Genomic DNA, 19,108 nt, shown 5'->3' with positions numbered 1-19,108 from the left:
AGCATGGCTGCTAAGCGAAGAGACGAAATAACATGGCAACGGAAATCCGCGTGCCCACCCTGGGCGAATCCGTGACCGAAGCCACCATCGCGCAGTGGTTCAAGAAGCCCGGCGAGGCCGTCGCCGTCGATGAGCCGCTCGTCGAGCTGGAAACAGACAAGGTGACGATCGAAGTGCCGGCCCCGGCTGCGGGCACGATCGAGAGCATTCTGGTCGCCGAAGGCGAAACCGTTGAGGTCGGCGCCCTGCTCGGCACGCTGGCCGAAGGCGCAGGTGCCTCGGCTGCCCCCGCCGCTTCCGCCCCGGCGCCTGCCGCGTCTGCTCCGGCCCCGGCTTCCGAGGCTCCGGCGTCTGCCGCGAAGGCCGGATCCGACATGCCGCCTGCTCCTTCCGCCCAGAAGATGATGGCGGAAAAGGGCGTCTCCGCTTCCGACGTTGAAGGCTCCGGCAAGCGTGGCCAGATCCTGAAGGGCGACGTGATGGCGGCCATGGAAAAGACCTCCGCCGCTCCGGCTCCGGCAGCTGCTGCGCGTGGTCCTGTGGCTGTCGAGGATGAAGCGCGCGAAGAGCGCGTGCGCATGACCAAGCTGCGCCAGACCATCGCGCGCCGCCTGAAGGACGCGCAGAACACGGCCGCCATGCTCACCACCTACAATGAGGTGGACATGGGCCCGATCATGGATCTGCGGAAGACCTACAAGGATCTCTTCGAGAAGAAGCACGGCGTGAAGCTCGGCTTCATGGGCTTCTTCACCAAGGCCGTGTGCCATGCGCTGAAGGAGATCCCCGCGGTCAATGCCGAGATCGACGGCACCGACCTCATCTACAAGAACTTCTGCAACATCGGCGTGGCGGTCGGCACCGACAAGGGCCTTGTCGTTCCGGTCGTGCGCGATGCGGACCAGATGTCCATTGCCGAGATCGAAAAGAAGATCGCCGAATTCGGTCGCAAGGCCCGTGACGGCAAGCTCGGCATCGACGAGATGCAGGGCGGCACCTTCACCATCTCCAACGGCGGTGTCTACGGCTCGCTGATGTCCTCGCCGATCCTGAACGCGCCGCAGTCGGGCATTCTCGGCATGCACAAGATCCAGGAACGCCCGATGGTGGTGAACGGCCAGATCGTGGCGCGTCCGATGATGTATCTGGCGCTGTCCTACGATCACCGCGTGGTCGACGGCAAGGAAGCGGTGACCTTCCTCGTGCGCATCAAGGAAAGCCTGGAAGACGTCCAGCGCCTCGTGCTGGACCTCTAGCACCGTCAAGACGAAACAGGCCGCCGCCCCGACGGGGCGGCGGTTTTTCCAAAACCCGGCAGGTGAGCCCTCAGGGGCAGGGGCAGGGAGCAGGGAAATGAACCTGGAATTCCTGATGACCGCACTGGTTGTGGTGCTGCTTCCGGGCACCGGTGTCGTCTATACCGTGGCCGTCGGTCTCTCCGGCGGGCGTCTTGCGGCCATTGCGGCTGCAACCGGCTGCACATTCGGTATCGTTCCTGCCATTGCCGCCTCGGTCCTCGGGCTTTCCGCCCTGATGCATGCAGGCGCGCTCGCCTATCAGATCATCCGCTTCGCCGGTGTCGCCTATCTTCTCTATCTGGCCTGGCAGACGCTGCGCAATTCGGGCCCCATTGCCCTGCTGGACGCTGACCGGCCGCAGAAATCCTTCTTCGCCATCGCGCGAACGGGCTGCCTGATCAACGTACTGAACCCCAAGCTCACGGTGTTTTTCCTCGCCTTTCTGCCCCAATTCGTTGCCCCGGGCCAAGGCGCGGTCACAGCGCAGATGCTGGCCATGGGGGCGGTGTTCATGGCCATGACCTTTGTGGTCTTCGTGCTCTACGGGGCCTTCGCCGCCCATGTCGGGGCGGTGGTTCTCAAGAGCGAGGCCGTGGTGAAATGGATGCACCGCATGGTGGCGCTGGCCTTTGCCGGTTTCGGTCTGCGACTGGCGCTGTCCTCAAGGTAGATCACGGCACTGGACCTTCAGGAAAGGGCAATCGGATGATGGCTAGGCAAAGCGTTCGGTTCGAGCTGACAGGTGGCGTGAGGCCGGTGGGCTTGGTTTGCGCAATCTGGCTTGTCATGGCCGCCCTTGTTCCCGGTTCCGCGCGGGCTGCCGATCCCAACGCGATCATGGGCGGAGGCCCTCAGGTGTCCCCGCCTGCGCCAGCGGAAACCTCAAGCGCCCTTGCACGCCTTGCCGGGACCTACACTGCCGAAGGTCGCAACGCCGACGGTTCGCGCTATACCGGCTCGGTTGCCATCCGCATCGAGGGCGCGCGCGCCAGGTTTCGCTGGGATATCGCCGGACAGGTCTACACGGGCACGGGCCTTCTTGCGGGCAATGTTCTGACTGTTGACTGGGGACAGGCCGATCCGGTGATCTATATAGTCAACGACGACGGCACGCTGAGCGGGACCTGGGACCGCGGGCGTGCCTCGGAAAAGCTGATCCCGCGGCGCTGAGGCGCGAAGGGAGTGGTGCTGCCGGGAATGAGGAAACCAATGCCACGAAAGCTGACCTGCCGGAGCGAGGCGAACAGATGCGAGGTGCGCCCATGAGCGCGCCCGTCATGCTGGTCACCGGCGGCTCGCGCGGCATCGGGGCTGCGACGGCGCATCTGGCGGCTCAGGCCGGATACCGTGTCGTCGTCAATTACGCCGCCAATTCGGCTGCCGCCGATATGGTGGTCGGCGATATCATCGCCGATGGCGGGCAGGCCTTCGCCATCGGGGCCGACGTCTCCGACGAGGAGGCCGTGTTGGCGATGTTCGAGCAGATCGATGTCCGCTATGGCCGCCTCGATGGGCTGGTCAACAATGCGGGCGTGGTCGACGATGCCGAGCGGCTGGAAGACATGTCGATGGATCGTCTGCGCCGGATGTTCGAGATCAATGTCTTCGGCACCATGTTGTGCGCACGTGAGGCGGTGAAGCGCATGTCGAGTGCTCATGGTGGGCGCGGCGGCACGATCGTGAACCTGTCATCCGCGTCGGTGACGCTCGGATCGCCGTCGCAATTCATCGACTATGCGTCGTCCAAAGGCGCGGTGGAGACCTTCACCATGGCGCTTGCCAAGGAAGTGGTGGGGGAGAAAATCAGGGTGAATGCCGTCAGACCCGGCATCATCGATACGGAAATTCATGCCAGCGGCGGCGACCCGGACCGGGTGGCGCGGCTTGGCTCCTCACTGCCGATGGGGCGCGCGGGAACCGCAGAAGAAGTGGCAAGCGCGATCATCTGGCTGTCGAGCGATGTTTCGTCCTACACGACGGGCGCGGTTGTGGATGTATCCGGCGGCCGCGCCGTGTGAATGCTCAAGACCCGGTGTGAAGGCCGGGTGGAAATCAACCTGACAAGAGGCTCCGATGTCCTACGATCTCTGCATTATCGGCTCCGGCCCCGGTGGTTATGTGTGTGCGGTGAAGGCCGCGCAGCTCGGCCTGAAGGTGGCTGTTGTCGAGAAACGCGCAACCTATGGCGGCACCTGCCTGAATATTGGATGTATCCCGTCCAAGGCGCTGCTGCACACATCGGAGCTGTTTGAGGAAGCGAGCCACGCCTTTGAAGGCTTCGGCATCAAGGTCGGCAAGCCCAAGCTCGACCTGCCCACCATGATGAAGCACAAGCAGGACGTGATCGATTCCAACACCGGCGGCGTGACCTTCCTGTTCAAGAAGAACAAGATCGACGCCATCCAGGGCACCGGCAAGATTGCCGCTCCCGGCAAGGTGGAAGTCACCGGCGAAGACGGCTCCACCCAGACGCTGGAAGCGAAGAACATCGTCATCGCCACCGGCTCCGACGTCGCGCCGCTGCCGGGCATCGAGATTGACGAGAAGAAGGTCGTCTCCTCCACCGGCGCGCTGTCGCTGGAAAAGGTGCCGGGCAAGATGATCGTGGTCGGTGCGGGCGTGATCGGGCTTGAGCTCGGCTCCGTCTGGCGTCGTCTCGGCGCCGAGGTGACGGTGGTCGAATTCCTCGACCGCATCCTGCCGGGCATGGATGGCGATGTCGCCAAGAACTTCCAGCGCATCCTCAAGAAGCAGGGCTTCGACTTCAAGCTCGGCGCGAAGGTGACGGGCGTGGAGAAGGCAGGAAGCGGCCTGAAGGTTTCCGTGGAACCGGCCTCCGGCGACGGCAAGGCGGAAACACTTGAAGCCGATGTGGTTCTGGTCGCCATCGGACGGCGTCCCTACACCGAAGGCCTGGGCCTTGAGGCGGTCGGCGTTGAGCTCGATGAGCGCAAGCGCGTGAAGACCGACGCCCACTTCAAGACCTCTGTTGACGGCATCTACGCCATCGGCGACGTGATCGCCGGTCCGATGCTGGCCCACAAGGCCGAGGATGAGGGTGCAGCCCTTGCCGAGATCCTCGCCGGTCAGGCCGGTCACGTGAATTACGACGTCATTCCGGGCGTGGTCTACACCATGCCGGAGGTTGCAAGCGTCGGGAAGACGGAAGAGGACCTGAAGGCGGCGGGCATCAAGTACAAGGCGGGCAAGTATCCCTTCTCCGCCAATGGCCGCGCCCGTGCCATCGGACAGACCGACGGGTTCATCAAGATCCTCGCCGATGCGGAGACCGACCGGGTCCTCGGCGCACACATGATCGGCGCGGGTGTCGGCGAGATGATCCACGAACTGGCCGTGCTGATGGAGTTCGGCGGCTCGTCGGAAGATCTGGCACGCACCTGCCATGCGCACCCGACCCTGTCGGAAGCCGTGCGCGAGGCCGCCATGGCGACCTACGACAAGCCGATCCACATGTGATCTGACCGTTCAACGACAAGCGGATTGGGAACGCGCCCGGGGGCTCTTCGGGCGCGTTTTTCATTGTGCCGGATCTCCGTGCCTGAGGCATCGAGGGGAACCGGTTGCGGTGGCGCGGCGTTTTCCTCCCGAAGCAGGCTCGAACACGGGCCTTGAAACCGTCTCAGGAGGGAAGCTCCCATGAACCGCAATGCGCTTTTCGCACTCGTCGCCGTCCTTGCCGTGGCCGCGGGCACCTTCGGCTATCTCTATTACGAGGAACAGCAGAAGACCACGGGCATCGAGGTGGAGGTCGGCAATAACGGCCTGTCCGTCGAGGCCAAGTAACGGCGCAGCGTCAGCCCTGCTGCTCGACATAGGTGTCGAAGGAGATCTTCACCGTGTCGATATGCGTCCGCATCAGCTCCGCGGCTCCGGCTCGGTCGCCGCGGGCAATCGTCTCCACGATGGTCGTATGCTCGGCCTGCGATTTCGCCAGCCGTCCGAGGGTGCGGAACTGGGCCCGGCGGAAAGGCGCAAGCCTGAGCCGGGTCGCTAGGGTGAGTTCCGCCAGATAGGCGTTGTGGCTTCCGGCATAGATCGCGTTGTGAAAGGCCTCGTTGAGTTCGTGGTAGCGCTGCGGGTCCCCCTGGCGCATCACCCCGGCGAGATCCGCAAGTATGGCTTCCAGCTCGCGCCGTTCATCCGCGCTCATGTTGACGGCCGCGAGACCGGCGCACAGGGCCTCAAGCTCGGCCATGACGATGAACATCTCGTCCAGCCGCTCCGGCGAGAGCTTCGCGACGAAGGCCCCGCAATGGGGCTTTTGCTCCACAAGCCCGCTCGCCTCCAACTGGCGCAAGGCCTCCCGAATGGGCGTGCGGGACACGCCGAACCGTGCGGCGAGGCCCATCTCATCGAGCTGTGTGCCCGGCACAAGTTCGCCCTTCACGATCTCATCGGCAAGCTGCAGGCGAATATCCTCGGTGCGGGTTCGGCTGCGTGAGGGCTTGGAAATGAGATCGTTGTCTGACGATGACATGATGGATTTGGCCCCCTGTAATTGCCCGCCATTCGCGATGCCCTGAACGAAAGGTCGAATCGCGGGGCGATCATAACGTCTTGAAATCTTGAGGGTTAGGTCTGTGTCGCCGCAGCATGGCGGGGCAGGAGGCATGGCGCAGACGCCGGGCGAATACGCCCCGCAGACCTGCGCCGGTGTCCGCCTCACCGCCCGCGTTCGATCGAGGCGGCGATGCCTGCAAGAAACCCGTCGCTTCCCGCCTCGCCGATTAGGGTGACATTTCCGGGAAGCCCGTCGCTGCGCGGAGCAACGGGGACGGCCAGGGCTGCCAGATCGAGCAGGTTCACGAAATTTGTGTATGTGCCGAGCTGGCTGTTGGGGGTGATCGGGTCGGCCTCGATTTCCGCCACTGTCACGAAACGCGGGATGGTGGGGACGCAAAGACAATCGACGCCCGCCATGTTCGCATGGGTGATGCGTTCCAGCGCCTTCAGCCGGTAAAGCCCCTCAAAGGCGTCGGCGGCGCTCAGGCCTTCCGCGGCGCTCACGATCCGGCGCGTCACCGGATGAAGGATCTCCGGTCGTGTTTCCATGATCTCGCGCAGCGCGGCATAGCGCTCCGCCACCCACGCGCCTTCATAGAGAAGGTCGGCGGTCTCGTGGAACGCGGCGAAATCGATGTTCACGATCTCCGCCCCGCGCGCGGCAAGCGTATCGAGCGTGGTCTGATAGGCGGCGGCCTGAGCCGCATCGCCGAAGAACCTGCGTTGATCACGCGGCGGCACCCCAATGCGCAGCTCCTGTTTCAGGCCCTCGGGGGCGGCGAATGCGAAGGTGCGGGAATAGGCGTCCTGCGGGTCATGGACGGCGGCGTGGGCAAAGACCGTCCAGGCATCGGCGACGTTGCGGGCAAAAACGGACATGCAGTCGAGCGTGCGGCAAGCCGGTATCATGCCAGTGGCCGAAAGCGCGCCCACGCTCGGCTTCAGGCCGACAAGATCGTTGAGGGCGGCGGGCACGCGTCCGGAGCCGGCCGTGTCGGTGCCGAGAGAAAAGCTGACAATCCCGTGGGCGACGGCGACCGCCGAGCCGGAACTGGACCCGCCCGGCACCAGGGCGGGGTCGATCGCATTTTTCGGCGCCGGATAGGGGGTGCGCACCCCCACAAGTCCGGTCGCGAACTGGTCGAGATTGGTCTTGCCGATCACGATGGCCCCCGCCGCCTTGAGCCGCGCCACCACGAAGGCGTCGCATTCGGGTCGGTATTCATAGGCGCGACAGGCCGCGGTCGTCGGCATTCCGGCCACGTCGATATTGTCCTTCACCGCGAAAGGGACGCCCCACAAGGGCCGGGCGGGGTCGAAATCGCCCAGCGCACGGACCTCATCCATCAGCGCGGTTCTGTCTGCCAGATGGATGAAGATGCCCGGATCGCCAACGTCGTCGATGCGCCCGAAGACGGCCGCAATCATCTCCTGGGGAGGGATCCCGGCAGCATAGGCCGCATGAAGGGCGGGGATTCCAGCGGCGAGATCGAGCATGGGCCTTGTCTCCTGGCAGGCATCGGCGGGTCGCAAGCCCTGAGGTTGCGAAACAACGTGGCGCACTTGCAGACAGTGCGATGGCCTGCGGTGCGACGGGCGCAAGCGCGCGCCACGGGATGGGGCAGGATCCGGGCGTTTGCTCCCGCAGACGGGGGCAAGGTGAGCTGCCTCTCTGCGCGCGAAGGCTCACGGCCTAGCCGAGTTCGAAAGTCGTGATGCCGAATATGCGCTCCACCGGCAGCTTCGGGTCGGTGCCGCGGTACATGCGGGCGGTCTCGAATTCGGGCGACAGCTCGTAGCGTTCCGCCATGCGCGCGGCCACCTCGTTTGGTTCGGGCAGATCGAGATAGACCATCCGTCCCTTGGCCTGACCGGCGAGCGCCCGAAAGAGGATGTCGGCGCTCTCGTCATCCTCGGCAAAGAGCGGCCCGATCTTGAACCCTTCCTCGCAGGCGCGGATGGCTCCGTAGCCGCGCAAGGCGCCGTCCTCGATGAGCGCAAACCCCATGTGGGTCCTTGCATCCGGCGCGAGCCAGCTTTTCAGAAACAGCTCGCGGTCGACCCCGAAAAAGGCGCGATCATAGTCGCGAACAGTTGGGAAAAGCCCCTGGCCAATGCGGTTGAGACGGGGATCGGGCGGCGTGTCGACCATCGAGAGGCCGCCATAGCGGATATTGCGATGGGCGCGTACAAAGCCGCTGCGGGCATAGTTGTCCTGCTGGGCGATGACACCGTCGAGCCCGATCGTGCCGCCGGGGGCAACCGTCTCCAGGCGCGCAAGCCCCGCCTGCCACAGGGCCCAGCCATATCCCTTGCCGCGAAATTCCGGTCGGCAGATATAAAGCCCGAGAAAGCTGAACGCCGTCCCGTAGGCCACCACCGAAATGGCGGCAACCGGCTCGTCATCCACGAAACCCATGAGGAACCCGTCCGGATCCGCACAGCGGAAGGCGGCGGCGTCCTCAAGCCCCGGATTCCAGCCCTCCTCGCGCGCCCAGTCCAGCGTCAGCGCAAGATCGTGCGGTGTCATGGTGCGGATCGTCAGGTCGGCTGGCATGGCGGTCTTTCGGGGCAAGTGTATGAGTTTGCGCGCGAGATTAACGTGCAATGTCCTTGCGGCAAAGGGCGTTGCCGCAAGGATATGCCCGGTATGCGCTCAATCCGTAAGCGGGGGCAACGCCGTGTTGCAATCGGTCCGGCTGCTTGCCACAGTGCCGCTCCCTGTCAGCAGCTCATTCCTGTCGACGCCCCGAAACGATCAGCGAGCGCAATGCGACCGATATCCCACCTGCCGTCTTTCCGAGCCATCCTGTTTTGCGCATTCCTTGCCGGTCTTGCCTCGCCCACCCCGTCCGCGCACGCCTATGATCTGCCGCTGAAAGCCTTCAAGAACGAGCTCTTCTCCGACCTTCCCATCAGCGACGTGAGCGATGACGGCGCGCGGGTCGTGGTCGATTATTCCAAGCAGCGCGACCTCTATGGCCGCGACGCGGTGCCGGAAAAGCGGGTGAAGGAGGCTTATGTCTCCAGCCGTGTCACGCGCCTGCAGGCGAATGAAACGCTCAGCCTGGGCGCGCACAAGGTCGAGTTTGCGCGTGTCGGCGCCAAGCGCGGAGCCGATTTCGCTGTCATCTTCATTCACGGGCGCGGCGGCGACCGCCGGCTTGGTGTCAACGATTACACGTTTGGCGGCAATTTCAACCGGCTGAAGAACCTCATCGTCCAGAACGGTGGAAGCTACTATGCGCCCACCGTGCGCGATTTCGAACAGGACGGCGTCGACGCGATCAGCCGTCTGGTCAAGCGCGTCCACGACCGCAACAAGAAGCGTCCCGTCATCCTCGCCTGCGCCTCCATGGGAAGCTTCATCTGCTGGGGGGCTGCGCGCAACGCAGAAACGGTCTCGCGTCTGGCCGGCATGGCGATCATCGGCGGCGCGCCCAATTCCGACTTCGTTCACACATCCGCCTATCGCGCCCGTCTGCCGCTCTACATCACCCATGGTGGTGACGACCCGGTCTATCCGGTTGGCGAACAGACCGCCTTTTTCCGCAAACTGCACGAGGCGGGTTATCCGACACGCATGACCGTGTTCGCCACCGGCTCACATGGCACCCCCATCCGCATGACCGACTGGTGGCGGCTCTTGAACTGGACACTGGCGCAAGGGCGATAGCCGCCGCCTGGCAGTCGCGCAGATCGCAACGACCGCCTGGCGAGGGGTTGCAGCATCCCTTCTGCATCGCCTTCGAGAGCCGTTCCATGGCTGGTTTTCATGTCGCACCGATTGGGCCGGAACTTTCCGGCCTCTCCTTGCGTTGGTTCGCTGAATAACTGGCGCTCTGCGGGGCCATCGGTGCCGGGTTTTGGCCCACCCCGCGAATAAGTGGAGAGGTGAAACCCGGACCTGTCAGGAGGAACTCGCGATGACGAAACAATCGCCGCGCAAGAGCGATGGCCGGAAGCCGCGAACACATCCGGCGGTGCTCGTTCTCGCTGGCCTGTTGGCCGCCTGCCTCCTTTACCTGGTTTCTCAGAGCCTGTGGGCGCTTTCGCAGAACTTCACCGCGACGGTGGATCGACCAGCAATCATCCTTTCTTCGCCCGCGTGACGGGTGCGGCAGGCGTGCGCGCGGTTGACCGGCCCTCAGGGCTATCCGGCGTCGATGATCAAGGAGAAAGACGATGGGTATCGAAGTTGGTGGCCTGATGGGCCTCGTGATACTGGTTCTGGATGTCTACGCGATCGTGAAAATTCTCGGATCCGGTGCATCCACGGGTTCCAAGGTACTGTGGGTCGTGCTGATTCTGTTGCTGCCGCTGATCGGCTTTTTGCTCTGGTTGATGGCAGGGCCGTCGCGCGCCTCATACGCCTGAACCGGGTGCTGCAATGTCATGCCCTGAATGCGGCATGACATTGCGGAAATTTTTTCACTTTGGATGGAACCGACGCGTATCAGGTGCGTTTCCTTCCTAGCGTTTGGCGATCGGAGGCGTGTGCACCGGTTGCGTTGTCTGAGGCGATCCGAGGGCTGTCGGGCCCATCATGGTCGCGCCGCCCTGCGTATCGGGCGTGAGTGACGCCGAGACTGACAAGCCGAAACGAGGCCTTGCCGGAACCGGCGAGAGGATGAAACCATGAAAAGAGACGTCATGGCTGATGAAGACAATCTTCGCCGTCAAGGCATTGGCTTCAGTGATGATATCCAGTCCAAGATCGGCACACAGCTGAAGTCGATCTATGACAGTGTGCTTGATGAGCCGGTCCCGGACCGGATCGCCATGCTGTTGCAACAGCTGGAAGAGGCGAGTCCGGCGGACTCCGGTCGGGAGCGTAATAACGATGGCTGAAGTTACGCCGGAACTGCGCAACGAATTCGTGGCCTGTATTCCCAGCATGCGTGCCTTTGCCGCCTCGTTGACCGGGGCCGGTGATCGCGCCGACGATCTGGTGCAGGAATCTCTGATGAAAGCGTGGGGCAACTTCCACTCCTTCACAGCTGGCACCAACATGCGGGCCTGGCTTTTTACGATCCTGCGCAACACCTTCTATTCCAACTGCCGCAAGGCGAAGCGGGAGGTGCAGGACAGCGATGGTACCTATGCGGCCAATCTGGCCGAGCATCCGCAGCAGCAGGGGCATCTGGATTTCGCGGATTTTCGGACCGCCCTCGACAAGCTTCCCGATGATCAGCGCGAGGCGCTGATTCTGATCGGAGCGTCGGGTTTTTCCTACGAGGAAGCGGCCGAAATTTGCGGATGTGCCATTGGTACTGTAAAAAGCCGCGTCAACCGTGCCCGGGCAAAGCTGGCGGAGATGCTAAGCGTTTCTTCCGCCGACGAGTTCGGCCCCGATGGTTCCGCTCAGGCGGTCCTGTCAATCACCTCAGTACCGACGGCCAAAAGTCGTGCCATGGGCTAAGCTTCCAACAACAAGTTCCAAGATCGATCGCCGTCTTTTCGGCTATATAGCGGGCGCCCTCATTCCACTTGCGGCGCTCGCTTTCGCCTTTTCGTATGCCGACCATGTGCGGCGAGCGGAGGCGGCGCGATCGGAATTCATTGATTATGCGCGCCTGACCGGCCAGTCGAGCGCGAAGATCATCGCGCGCGCGGAGGGCTTCGCGGCGGGCCTTGTGCTGCGTGATCGGCCCACCGCCATCGAATGCGATGCGGTCTTTGCGGCGTTGCAGGACCAGCTACCTTCGGCGATGAGTTTGCGTGTGGTCATCGATGGATTTCCGCATTGCGCTCGCACACGGTACCGCGAGGGGAGTGTGGTTTCCGCCGAACCGACGGATATCGATGCGAGTGAGCGTGAGGCGATCGTCGTTACGCGCAGATCCGGAAATGATCGCGTTGCCATCTCGATCGGCCTGAGGCCGCGCTCCGTGCTCATCGCGCCGATTGTCGCCACCACATCCGGCCATGCCAGCTTCGCCCTGCTCGATCCCGCCGGAAAGATCCTTGCCGAGTATTCAGATCGCAGCCAGGACAAGGAAGCGTTTCTCGATTTGCTCGACAAGGCGGACCTGGCGCAAGGGACTGCCACCCGGAACCTGCCGTCCGAGGATGGATGGCTGATTTCCGTCGTGCCGGTGTCCGGCACCGATTTCCGCATTGCCACCGGCGTTCTGCCCGAACAGGCGGCTTTCGAGCCGTGGTTGAGCGTGGCGCGCGCGCTGCTTCTGCCGGTGACGCTGCTGGCCGCGGTCTTTGTGGTGCTGCGTTTCGGCATGCAGCGTTTTCTGCTGCGCTACCTGCGCCACATCTATGGCACCTTCCGCCGGTACGGGGCCGGAGATACCGAAGCGCGCGTGGGACAGCTTGAGCGCGCCCCTGCCGAAATCCAGCTTCTCGGCATGACCTTCGACATGATGGCCGACCGCATAGCCTATCGCACGAAGGATCTGGAAAATTCGCTTGCCGAACAGCAGCGCCTGACCCGCGAATTGCACCACCGTATCAAGAACACCCTGCAGATGATCGCAAGTCTGGTGGGCATGCAGCGCCGTGAGGCGACGCTTGCCAGCGACAAGGCGACCCTGCGGGTGGCGCTTGAGCGGGTGCAGGGCATTTCCGCGGCCTTTCGCGTTTCCTACGCCACCAATGAAGGAACGGATGTCGGGCTGGAGGATCTGGTGCGCGAAGTCGTCGATGCCCTGCGCGAGCCGGTTCGACTGCCATCCGGTCGGGTTCGCTTTGAAGTGGGCAAAGCCGCGCACACCACCATTGTGCTCGACAAGGCGATCCCCCTTGCCTTCATCTTGGCCGAGCTCCTCCCCCCGCGCTTCGACCACCTGGCACCTGCCGAGCAGATCACGATCACCATCGTGCCGGAAGGCGAGCGCGCGCGGGTGGAGATTCGCGGTCCCGATGGCTATCTGGCGGGCCAGGATGACGATCCGCACCGCCCCATGCGGACGCGTCTGATGCGCGCCTATCTTGCGCAGCTGTCTGCCCAATACGAACTGGCCGAGGGCATCGTGACCCTCATCCTTCCAATCAGCGAAGCCTGATTTTCCTGCCAGGCCTGGTTTTCCTGCCAAGCCTGGTTTTCCAGCAAGACCCGAAAACGACATCGCCCCGCCTTCCACTGGCGACCTCTCGGTCGCGGAAGACGGGGCGATGGTCATTGATCGCGTCTTGTTGGCGTTCTTAGGCAACCGGCGGTCGGCGACCCGTGACAACGCCGTAGACCAGCGAGATCACAAGAAGCGCAAGCGCGACGAAGAAGATGATCTTGGCAATGCCGACTGCGGCACCTGCAATACCACCGAAACCAAGAACCGCGGCAATAAGAGCGACGACCAGAAAGGTAATGGCCCAACCGAACATGATAAACTCCTCTGGTGATGCGTGTTCAGCGTCTGATTGACATCCAGCGCCTTGGCGCCGTTGAAGTGACAACGCGCTATTGACGATAAGGTTCACCAGAAAATCGCATCCGATGAAATAAAATGAAGCAGCCGATAATCTGGCATCGCGCATTCAAACGTATTTCGGGCCGATATGGTGCTTGGGCTAAAATGAGAGGGCGGCACTCTTTAATATATATAGCTTTGCGCGCCTGTAACCGATTGCCGGTTCCGAATTTATTTTTGAATTGGATGCGGAACTTTGGTTCGTCCGTTCCGTTGTTGTGGCATGAGACGGCCACGCCGGACGCAACGTCTGCGAAAACATGACGCCCGGCGCGGCCTGTATGCCAAACACGACATACTGGGAGATCTTATCATGATCCGTGCGCTTTTGACGACCACCGCCCTGACCGCGATGCTGACCACCGGCGCGCTTGCCACAGAGGCTGGGAAAACAGCCGAAAACGCTGCAAAGCCCGCCACCGCGGCGGCCGCGTCCGCGAAGGCCGATGACATGACCATGGGCCGCTATATCCAGGCCACCAAGGGCCAGATCATGGCCTCCTCGCTGATGGGCAAGACCGTCTACAATGGCACGGGCGAAGAGGCCGAGGCCGTTGGTGACATCAATGACGTGGTGATCACGCCGGAAGGCGAGGTTGCGGCCGTCGTGATCGGTGCGGGTGGTTTCCTCGGCGTGGGTGAGCGCGAAATCGCGGTCAATTTCGACCGCGTCGCCTGGACGAGCCGCGATGGCGAGCGCATCCTGAGCATCGATGCCACCCGTGAGGATCTGGAGGCCGCCCCGGCATTCGATCGCTCCGTGATCGATAAGTCCGACAACGAGATGCACAGCTCCATGAGCACGGAGCAGACGGCGTCGGGCGAAAAGGTGGCTTCCAATGACACGATGTCCGGCGATGCCGCCGACAGTGCGACGCTGAATGCCGGGGACGGCATTCCCGTGGAAGAAATCGTCGGCACCAACGACGAGAAGACCTTTGACAGCCCGGTGATCGACAAGCTGGCTTCCAACCAGTCGACCGATGGCATGGACGGCAACATGTCCAAGGATCAGGCGGCCAACAAGATGCCGGCGTCCGAGGGTGAGTCCACGATGGACATGACCGCCGACGACCTGAGGTCGGGCGACAAGACGGTCGAGACGATGAAGACCGGCGAGGCCGAGGTGGGGCGCACCAAGGACGGTGATCTGGCCGCCATGAATGTCGATCCTTCCGTGCTGAGCGCGGACGAAATGATCGGGACGGTCGTCTACGGCGCGGATGGCAATGATCTCGGCGATGTCTCCGATGTCATCGTCTCGCCCGAGGGTGAGCTTGTCGCCTATATCATCGATGTTGGCGGGTTCCTGGGCCTCGGTGAAAAGCCGGTCGCGCTCGATGCCTCGAATGTCGAGGTCACCAAGGATGCCGAAGGTGAGCTGAGCATTCACATTGGCGTCACCGAGAAGGAGCTGAAGGCGTATCCGACCTATTCGGAGGAGGCCTACAAGGCCAATCCGGAAGCCGTTGTGCGCTAGTCATTCTGACAGTGGGAAAGAGGCAGATCCTGCCGCCCTTTCCGTCAAATAGAAAACGCCGGCCTTCTAGTCGGCGTTTTTTTATGCCGTAGCGGGAGGTGGAGAATACACGGATCTGAAAGCGGCGTCGGGACAGGCGCGATTATTTTTAATCGGATACGGAACGACTGCAGAAGGGCCGCGTTATCTTCACAGTTACCAAGGAGGTACCAATGGCTACCGCAGCAAAGACTTCAGATTCCGCAAATGGCGCTACCAAGGGCGCCAGCATCTCCGATATCGAGGCCGAGCTCGCGCGCCTGCGTGAGGATATTTCCGGTCTTGCCGGCACGCTTCAGTCCTATGGCGCTGCCAAGGGCAGCGAGATCAAGGGCAAGGCCGCGAAAACGGGCAGCGATGTGACCGCCGCCTCGCAGGATGCCCTGGAACTGGTGCGCAACGAGTTCCTCGACCTTGAACGCCAGATCCGCGGCCGCGTCCGCCGTCATCCGCTTCAGGCGCTGGGCATCGCCGCCGGTGTCGGCTTTCTCGCCGCCCTGATGGCGCGTCGCTGATCCCATGCTGACCCGCCTCGCTCCCGCGATCGCCTCTGCGATTTTCGGCGATGTCGCGCCGACGATGCGACGTGCGCGAAGAAACACCGTGCTTTACGGCTTCTTCGCGCTCTTCGCGCTGACGGCCTATGTGGCGGGCGTGGTCGCACTGGGCATCTGGATCGCGGCCACCTACGGCCCGCTTGAGGCCGCGCTGTCGATTGCCGCGGCGATGGTGGCGCTGGCAGCTCTGGCGCTGCTGGCGGTGCTGATTGCCAACCGCATCGACCGCCGCCGCTTCGAGGCGCGCGACCGCCGCCGGGCGGCCACGGCCTCACTTGTTCTTACCCTGCTGCCCACGGTGGCGCGTTCGCGCGCGCTCACAATGACCGCCATCGCCGGCGGTCTCGCCTTTGTCGCACTCAACATGCTGTCTGGCGATGACGGCGATGCTGCGGAAGACTGATCGAAACGATCGACGTCACCTCCGCCGTCGCGGACAGCCCGAAACATGAAGGAGATATCGAAATGGCCAGCTCTGCTGCTTCCGTTCTCAAGCCCGTTGCTCACGAAGAAACGCTGAATACCGGCCTCGACGAGCGTTATTGCGCCGAGATGTCGGAAATGCTCTCGCAGATCCTCGTCTCTACCTACCAGCTCACCATCAAGAGCCAGATCTATCACTGGAATGTGGTCGGCCCGCTCTTCAAGTCGCTGCATGAGCTGACGGAAGACCATTACAACGCCTTGTTCGGCTCCGCCGACATCATTGCCGAACGCATCCGCGCTCTGGGGCATCTGGCTCCGGCGACGGTCGGTGAGATTTCCGGCTTCTCGCCGAGCGGCAAGGATGTGGATCATGGCTCCGCCATCAGCATGGTCAAGGACCTGGTTGCCGACCACGAAGCCGCTGTTCGGGTGATGCGCAAGGCGGGCGTTAAGGCCGACGAGGCGGGCGATCTGGTCACCGCCGACATGCTCACCGCCCGTATGACCTTCCACGAAAAGGCGCTGTGGATGCTGCGCGCGATCATCACGCAGTAAGCGAGCGCGACAGAAAAATGAAAACGCCCCGCGTCGAAACCCTCGGCGCGGGGCGTTTTCGTTCGAATCGGGCAGGGCCCCGGAAAGGGTCAGTCTTCCTTGGCGGCCTGGGCCTTTTCCGCCTCGTCGAGCTTATGCAGCAGATCGAGAAAACGGTCCGGAATGCCTTCTCCCTGCACGGCTTCATAGATTTGACGCAGTTGGCGCGAAATCTGGGCCTGTGTCGCATCCTCCGCGCGCGCCGCGTCATTGTGCGCGCCGTCGGCGGCAGTCTGCGTGTCTTTCGGGGGGCGGGTGTTTCTGGAGGTCATTTTCAAAAACCGTCCGTTGCCTTAACCTTTGCGCAGCAGTGCGCTATCAAAAATAAACGTGACTGCGGAACCTTTTCCGCATCTGACCGTTGGCATGCTGTCAAAGATCATATCTGCCTGCAATCGGGGAGTTTCTCATGTCGCTGTCCACCCGGGTAGCCTCTCACCTGCCGTACCTGCGGCGCTATGCGCGGGCTGTTACCGGATCTCAAAGTTCCGGCGATGCCTATGTCGCCGCGGTGCTCGAAGCGTTGATCGCCGATGTTTCGGCATTTCCGCAGACTTCCGGCGATCGCGTCTCGCTCTACAAACTCTTCGCCGCCATTTTCGGTTCCACCCGGATCGAGGTTCCGGAGGTCGATTCGCCCTTCGGTTGGGAGCGCACGGCGACCGCCAATCTTCAGGCTATTTCTCCGCTTGCCTGCCAGGCTTTTCTGCTCAGCTCCGTTGAAGGCTTCACCTCCTCGGAAGTGGCCGAGATCCTGTCCGTCCCCGAAGAACGCGTCGGCGAGCTCATGGGGGATGCCGGTCGCGAGCTTTCCCAGCGCATCGCCACCGATGTGATGATCATCGAGGACGAGCCGTTGATCGCGATGGATCTGGAATACATCGTGGAAGAGCTCGGCCACAAGGTCACTGGCGTCGCACGCACCCACAAGGAAGCGGTCGATCTCTTTTCCCGCACCTCGCCCAAGCTCGTTCTTGCCGATATCCAGCTTGCCGATGGCTCCTCGGGCATCGACGCTGTCCACGACATTTTGAAGGAAGCGAGCCTGCCGGTGATTTTCATCACCGCTTTCCCCGAGCGCCTGCTGACGGGCGAACGCCCCGAGCCGACCTTCCTGATTACCAAGCCCTTCAATCCCGACATGGTGAAGGCGCTGATCAATCAGGCGCTGTTCTTCAACGAGAATGTGAGCGCGGCACGCGCCTGATTGGGTGCCGCAGGATGTGAAAAAGCCGGGGTCGCATCCGCGACCCCGGCTTTTCTATGTGTGGTCGGAAGGGGTCCGACCGATCAGTGCTGGCTAAGCCAGTCATCGATCTGACGCTCGGCGTCCTCGCGCGCGGTTCCGTAGCGCTCCTGGAGCTTGCCGGCAAGCTGCTTGCGATCGCCTTTGATGACGTCGAGATCGTCACCGGTCAGCTCGCCCCACTTGGACTGAACCTTGCCCTTGAACTGCTCCCAATTACCTTCAACCTGGTCCCAATTCATCGTTTTCTCCTCTCGTTTGTATGACTGTCGGGTCGATCATCGCCCGTCTTGCAGGAAAAACGTGCCGGAGGGGCTCCCGGTTCCAATTTTTGTTTCCGGTTTTTCTTTGCGCTTCCGCGGAACATTGACCCGGTTCTCGCGTTAAACGAGGTCAATCCAACCGGAATATTGAGATGTTGACCATCCAGTCCAGTTATCGATCCTGGCGAAAGCCAATAACCGCCCGGCAGGATGCGGCGGCGACCTTGCGCATCGCCGCGCAGCTGATGACGGTCGTGGTCGGGCTGGTCGTGCTTGTGGCGGTTCTGGATTTGGCGCAGATGATTCTTGCGCCCGTTGCGCTCGCGATCATCATTGGGCTGATGCTCGGTCCTCTTGCCGATCGCATCGAGCGGGTGGGCATTCCCTCCTGGATTTCCGCCGCCGCGATGGTCGTGCTCTTCGTGACGCTGCTGGGACTGGCCATGACAGGCTTCGCCGTTCCGCTTGCAGACTGGCTCGACAAGCTTCCCGCCATGTGGCGCAAGCTTCAGGCGGGCCTGACCGACTGGCAAGGCGTCATCGCTTCCGTTGTCGGGCTCGGCGAACAGTTGCGCGGGGCCCTGGGTCAGAAGGCGGCGATGAGCGTGAATGTGGAGGACGGGAGCACCGTGGAGAGCGTGGCCTATCTCGCGCCCGCCATCTTCGCGCAGGTACTGATGTTTCTGGCCGCGCTCTATTTCTACATCGCGACGCGCAAGAACATTCGTCTCGGGGTGCTGTCCTTGTGTTTCTCGCGTCGCCTGCGCTGGCGCATCGCGCATGCCTTTCGCGATATCGAGACGCTGGTCTCGCGCTACCTGTTGTCGATCACGGTGGTCAATATCGGTCTTGGGATTGTCGTCTCTCTTGTCATGTGGGCGCTCGGTGTGCCTTCGCCTCTGCTTTGGGGGCTCCTTGCGGGCGTTCTGAACTACGTGATCTATATCGGACCGGCCATCATGGCCTTTCTGCTCTTCGGCGTCGGGTTGGCGAGCTATCCCGATATTACGGGGGCGCTGACGCCGCCTCTGGTCTATCTGGCAATCAATCTCACCGAGGCCCAGTTCGTCACCCCGCATGTGCTTGGCCGCACCATGACGCTGAACCCCTTCCTCGTCTTTCTGTCGATTGCCTTCTGGATCTGGCTTTGGGGCCCGGTCGGCGGGTTCATCGCCGTGCCCTGTCTGCTGATCGTCTATGCGGTGGTGACCAACATCGTGCCCGTCGTCCCCGTGTCGGAACGCAGATCGGTCTAAT

At 62.6% G+C, this 19,108-nt stretch carries 23 protein-coding genes; 17 read left to right on the top strand and 6 right to left on the bottom strand.

What is annotated here, in order from left to right; translation table 11 throughout:
* Positions 1-32 precede the first annotated feature (32 nt).
* The 6 genes from odhB to ABGM93_RS12990 all read left to right on the top strand — a co-directional run bounded on the left by odhB (position 33) and on the right by ABGM93_RS12990 (position 5,102).
* Positions 33-1,256, top strand: coding sequence for a 2-oxoglutarate dehydrogenase complex dihydrolipoyllysine-residue succinyltransferase (gene odhB / locus ABGM93_RS13015; protein WP_321500063.1), 1,224 nt, complete (start codon positions 33-35; stop codon positions 1,254-1,256).
* 97 nt (positions 1,257-1,353) lie between these two features.
* Positions 1,354-1,968, top strand: a complete 615-nt coding sequence (locus tag ABGM93_RS13010) for a LysE family translocator (RefSeq protein WP_321500061.1) — start codon at positions 1,354-1,356, stop codon at positions 1,966-1,968.
* Positions 1,969-2,060: 92 nt separating this feature from the next.
* Complete coding sequence (locus ABGM93_RS13005) at positions 2,061-2,468, top strand: hypothetical protein (protein ID WP_321500059.1); 408 nt, start codon at positions 2,061-2,063, stop codon at positions 2,466-2,468.
* Positions 2,469-2,560: 92 nt separating this feature from the next.
* Positions 2,561-3,316, top strand: coding sequence for an SDR family oxidoreductase (locus ABGM93_RS13000; RefSeq protein WP_319772382.1), 756 nt, complete (start codon positions 2,561-2,563; stop codon positions 3,314-3,316).
* A gap of 55 nt (positions 3,317-3,371) precedes the next feature.
* Positions 3,372-4,775, top strand: a complete 1,404-nt coding sequence (lpdA, locus tag ABGM93_RS12995; protein WP_321500056.1) for a dihydrolipoyl dehydrogenase — start codon at positions 3,372-3,374, stop codon at positions 4,773-4,775.
* 180 nt (positions 4,776-4,955) lie between these two features.
* Positions 4,956-5,102, top strand: a complete 147-nt coding sequence (locus ABGM93_RS12990; RefSeq protein WP_319772384.1) for a hypothetical protein — start codon at positions 4,956-4,958, stop codon at positions 5,100-5,102.
* Between the two features lie 10 nt (positions 5,103-5,112).
* Here the strand turns inward: ABGM93_RS12990 and ABGM93_RS12985 are convergent, their stop codons facing one another.
* From ABGM93_RS12985 to ABGM93_RS12975, 3 genes are all read right to left on the bottom strand, one after another.
* Positions 5,113-5,796 (bottom strand): GntR family transcriptional regulator, encoded by a 684-nt coding sequence (locus ABGM93_RS12985; RefSeq protein WP_321500054.1) that lies wholly within the window; start codon positions 5,794-5,796, stop codon positions 5,113-5,115.
* Positions 5,797-5,981: 185 nt separating this feature from the next.
* Positions 5,982-7,319 carry an allophanate hydrolase gene (gene atzF / locus ABGM93_RS12980; protein ID WP_321500052.1) on the bottom strand — a complete coding sequence of 446 codons (1,338 nt, stop codon included), beginning with the start codon at positions 7,317-7,319 and terminating at the stop codon, positions 5,982-5,984.
* A 196-nt stretch (positions 7,320-7,515) separates the two neighbouring features.
* Positions 7,516-8,379, bottom strand: coding sequence for a GNAT family N-acetyltransferase (locus tag ABGM93_RS12975; protein WP_321500050.1), 864 nt, complete (start codon positions 8,377-8,379; stop codon positions 7,516-7,518).
* Between the two features lie 213 nt (positions 8,380-8,592).
* On the opposite strand from ABGM93_RS12975, the gene ABGM93_RS12970 reads away from it, so the two are divergent.
* From ABGM93_RS12970 to ABGM93_RS12950, 5 genes are all read left to right on the top strand, one after another.
* On the top strand, positions 8,593-9,498 hold the full coding sequence (locus ABGM93_RS12970) for an alpha/beta hydrolase (protein ID WP_321500048.1): 906 nt from the start codon (positions 8,593-8,595) through the stop codon (positions 9,496-9,498).
* Between the two features lie 509 nt (positions 9,499-10,007).
* The gene (locus tag ABGM93_RS12965; protein WP_321500046.1) at positions 10,008-10,199 is read left to right on the top strand and encodes a PLDc N-terminal domain-containing protein; all 192 of its coding nucleotides are present in this window, start codon (positions 10,008-10,010) and stop codon (positions 10,197-10,199) included.
* A gap of 276 nt (positions 10,200-10,475) precedes the next feature.
* Positions 10,476-10,673 (top strand): NepR family anti-sigma factor, encoded by a 198-nt coding sequence (locus ABGM93_RS12960; protein ID WP_321500044.1) that lies wholly within the window; start codon positions 10,476-10,478, stop codon positions 10,671-10,673.
* Positions 10,666-11,244: a sigma-70 family RNA polymerase sigma factor gene (locus ABGM93_RS12955; RefSeq protein ID WP_321500042.1), complete on the top strand. Its 579-nt coding sequence runs from the start codon at positions 10,666-10,668 to the stop codon at positions 11,242-11,244. The genes ABGM93_RS12960 and ABGM93_RS12955 overlap by 8 nt, the downstream gene beginning before the upstream one ends.
* Complete coding sequence (locus ABGM93_RS12950) at positions 11,231-12,841, top strand: histidine kinase dimerization/phosphoacceptor domain -containing protein (protein ID WP_321500040.1); 1,611 nt, start codon at positions 11,231-11,233, stop codon at positions 12,839-12,841. The genes ABGM93_RS12955 and ABGM93_RS12950 overlap by 14 nt, the downstream gene beginning before the upstream one ends.
* 139 nt (positions 12,842-12,980) lie before the next feature.
* Here the strand turns inward: ABGM93_RS12950 and ABGM93_RS12945 are convergent, their stop codons facing one another.
* The gene (locus ABGM93_RS12945; RefSeq protein ID WP_319772393.1) at positions 12,981-13,160 is read right to left on the bottom strand and encodes a DUF1328 domain-containing protein; all 180 of its coding nucleotides are present in this window, start codon (positions 13,158-13,160) and stop codon (positions 12,981-12,983) included.
* A 399-nt stretch (positions 13,161-13,559) separates the two neighbouring features.
* Here ABGM93_RS12945 and ABGM93_RS12940 point away from each other — a divergent pair, with 399 nt between their 5' ends.
* The 4 genes from ABGM93_RS12940 to ABGM93_RS12925 all read left to right on the top strand — a co-directional run bounded on the left by ABGM93_RS12940 (position 13,560) and on the right by ABGM93_RS12925 (position 16,303).
* Positions 13,560-14,726, top strand: coding sequence for a PRC-barrel domain-containing protein (locus ABGM93_RS12940; RefSeq protein ID WP_321500038.1), 1,167 nt, complete (start codon positions 13,560-13,562; stop codon positions 14,724-14,726).
* Between the two features lie 212 nt (positions 14,727-14,938).
* Positions 14,939-15,280, top strand: coding sequence for a DUF883 C-terminal domain-containing protein (locus ABGM93_RS12935; protein WP_321500036.1), 342 nt, complete (start codon positions 14,939-14,941; stop codon positions 15,278-15,280).
* A gap of 4 nt (positions 15,281-15,284) precedes the next feature.
* Entirely contained in the window at positions 15,285-15,725 is a 441-nt protein-coding gene (locus ABGM93_RS12930) for a hypothetical protein (RefSeq protein WP_321500033.1), read from the top strand.
* A 62-nt stretch (positions 15,726-15,787) separates the two neighbouring features.
* Positions 15,788-16,303, top strand: coding sequence for a DNA starvation/stationary phase protection protein (locus ABGM93_RS12925; protein ID WP_321500031.1), 516 nt, complete (start codon positions 15,788-15,790; stop codon positions 16,301-16,303).
* Positions 16,304-16,392: 89 nt separating this feature from the next.
* On the opposite strand, the gene ABGM93_RS12920 is transcribed toward ABGM93_RS12925, so the two are convergent.
* Positions 16,393-16,614: a NepR family anti-sigma factor gene (locus tag ABGM93_RS12920; RefSeq protein ID WP_321500029.1), complete on the bottom strand. Its 222-nt coding sequence runs from the start codon at positions 16,612-16,614 to the stop codon at positions 16,393-16,395.
* 137 nt (positions 16,615-16,751) lie between these two features.
* Between ABGM93_RS12920 and ABGM93_RS12915 the strand changes: the two genes are divergently transcribed.
* Entirely contained in the window at positions 16,752-17,549 is a 798-nt protein-coding gene (locus ABGM93_RS12915) for a response regulator (RefSeq protein ID WP_321500027.1), read from the top strand.
* An 83-nt stretch (positions 17,550-17,632) separates the two neighbouring features.
* Here ABGM93_RS12915 and ABGM93_RS12910 read toward each other — a convergent pair whose 3' ends face one another.
* Positions 17,633-17,830, bottom strand: a complete 198-nt coding sequence (locus tag ABGM93_RS12910) for a CsbD family protein (RefSeq protein WP_319772400.1) — start codon at positions 17,828-17,830, stop codon at positions 17,633-17,635.
* 173 nt (positions 17,831-18,003) lie between these two features.
* Here ABGM93_RS12910 and ABGM93_RS12905 point away from each other — a divergent pair, with 173 nt between their 5' ends.
* On the top strand, positions 18,004-19,107 hold the full coding sequence (locus ABGM93_RS12905; RefSeq protein WP_321500024.1) for an AI-2E family transporter: 1,104 nt from the start codon (positions 18,004-18,006) through the stop codon (positions 19,105-19,107).
* Position 19,108 lies beyond the last annotated feature (1 nt).

It is taken from the genome of Breoghania sp. (genome assembly GCF_963674635.1).
GTDB lineage: Bacteria > Pseudomonadota > Alphaproteobacteria > Rhizobiales > Stappiaceae > Breoghania.
The sequence above is the reverse complement of the archived record's forward strand: the minus strand, read 5'-3'. Positions and strand labels throughout refer to the sequence as shown.

What these genes read in the sequence shown, in the direction of transcription:
- ABGM93_RS12955 (WP_321500042.1), top strand. Translation starts at nt 10,666, where the DNA reads ATGGCTGAAGTTACGCCGGAACTGCGCAACGAATTCGTGGCCTGTATT.
- odhB (WP_321500063.1), top strand. Translation starts at nt 33, where the DNA reads ATGGCAACGGAAATCCGCGTGCCCACCCTGGGCGAATCCGTGACCGAA.
- ABGM93_RS12985 (WP_321500054.1), bottom strand. Translation starts at nt 5,796, where the DNA reads ATGTCATCGTCAGACAACGATCTCATTTCCAAGCCCTCACGCAGCCGA.
- ABGM93_RS12935 (WP_321500036.1), top strand. Translation starts at nt 14,939, where the DNA reads ATGGCTACCGCAGCAAAGACTTCAGATTCCGCAAATGGCGCTACCAAG.
- ABGM93_RS12975 (WP_321500050.1), bottom strand. Translation starts at nt 8,379, where the DNA reads ATGCCAGCCGACCTGACGATCCGCACCATGACACCGCACGATCTTGCG.
- ABGM93_RS12915 (WP_321500027.1), top strand. Translation starts at nt 16,752, where the DNA reads ATGTCGCTGTCCACCCGGGTAGCCTCTCACCTGCCGTACCTGCGGCGC.
- ABGM93_RS12920 (WP_321500029.1), bottom strand. Translation starts at nt 16,614, where the DNA reads ATGACCTCCAGAAACACCCGCCCCCCGAAAGACACGCAGACTGCCGCC.
- ABGM93_RS13000 (WP_319772382.1), top strand. Translation starts at nt 2,561, where the DNA reads ATGAGCGCGCCCGTCATGCTGGTCACCGGCGGCTCGCGCGGCATCGGG.
- ABGM93_RS12960 (WP_321500044.1), top strand. Translation starts at nt 10,476, where the DNA reads ATGGCTGATGAAGACAATCTTCGCCGTCAAGGCATTGGCTTCAGTGAT.
- ABGM93_RS12930 (WP_321500033.1), top strand. Translation starts at nt 15,285, where the DNA reads ATGCTGACCCGCCTCGCTCCCGCGATCGCCTCTGCGATTTTCGGCGAT.
- ABGM93_RS12945 (WP_319772393.1), bottom strand. Translation starts at nt 13,160, where the DNA reads ATGTTCGGTTGGGCCATTACCTTTCTGGTCGTCGCTCTTATTGCCGCG.
- ABGM93_RS12970 (WP_321500048.1), top strand. Translation starts at nt 8,593, where the DNA reads ATGCGACCGATATCCCACCTGCCGTCTTTCCGAGCCATCCTGTTTTGC.
- ABGM93_RS12905 (WP_321500024.1), top strand. Translation starts at nt 18,004, where the DNA reads ATGTTGACCATCCAGTCCAGTTATCGATCCTGGCGAAAGCCAATAACC.
- ABGM93_RS12940 (WP_321500038.1), top strand. Translation starts at nt 13,560, where the DNA reads ATGATCCGTGCGCTTTTGACGACCACCGCCCTGACCGCGATGCTGACC.
- lpdA (WP_321500056.1), top strand. Translation starts at nt 3,372, where the DNA reads ATGTCCTACGATCTCTGCATTATCGGCTCCGGCCCCGGTGGTTATGTG.
- ABGM93_RS12965 (WP_321500046.1), top strand. Translation starts at nt 10,008, where the DNA reads ATGGGTATCGAAGTTGGTGGCCTGATGGGCCTCGTGATACTGGTTCTG.
- ABGM93_RS12990 (WP_319772384.1), top strand. Translation starts at nt 4,956, where the DNA reads ATGAACCGCAATGCGCTTTTCGCACTCGTCGCCGTCCTTGCCGTGGCC.
- ABGM93_RS13010 (WP_321500061.1), top strand. Translation starts at nt 1,354, where the DNA reads ATGAACCTGGAATTCCTGATGACCGCACTGGTTGTGGTGCTGCTTCCG.
- ABGM93_RS12910 (WP_319772400.1), bottom strand. Translation starts at nt 17,830, where the DNA reads ATGAATTGGGACCAGGTTGAAGGTAATTGGGAGCAGTTCAAGGGCAAG.
- atzF (WP_321500052.1), bottom strand. Translation starts at nt 7,319, where the DNA reads ATGCTCGATCTCGCCGCTGGAATCCCCGCCCTTCATGCGGCCTATGCT.
- ABGM93_RS12925 (WP_321500031.1), top strand. Translation starts at nt 15,788, where the DNA reads ATGGCCAGCTCTGCTGCTTCCGTTCTCAAGCCCGTTGCTCACGAAGAA.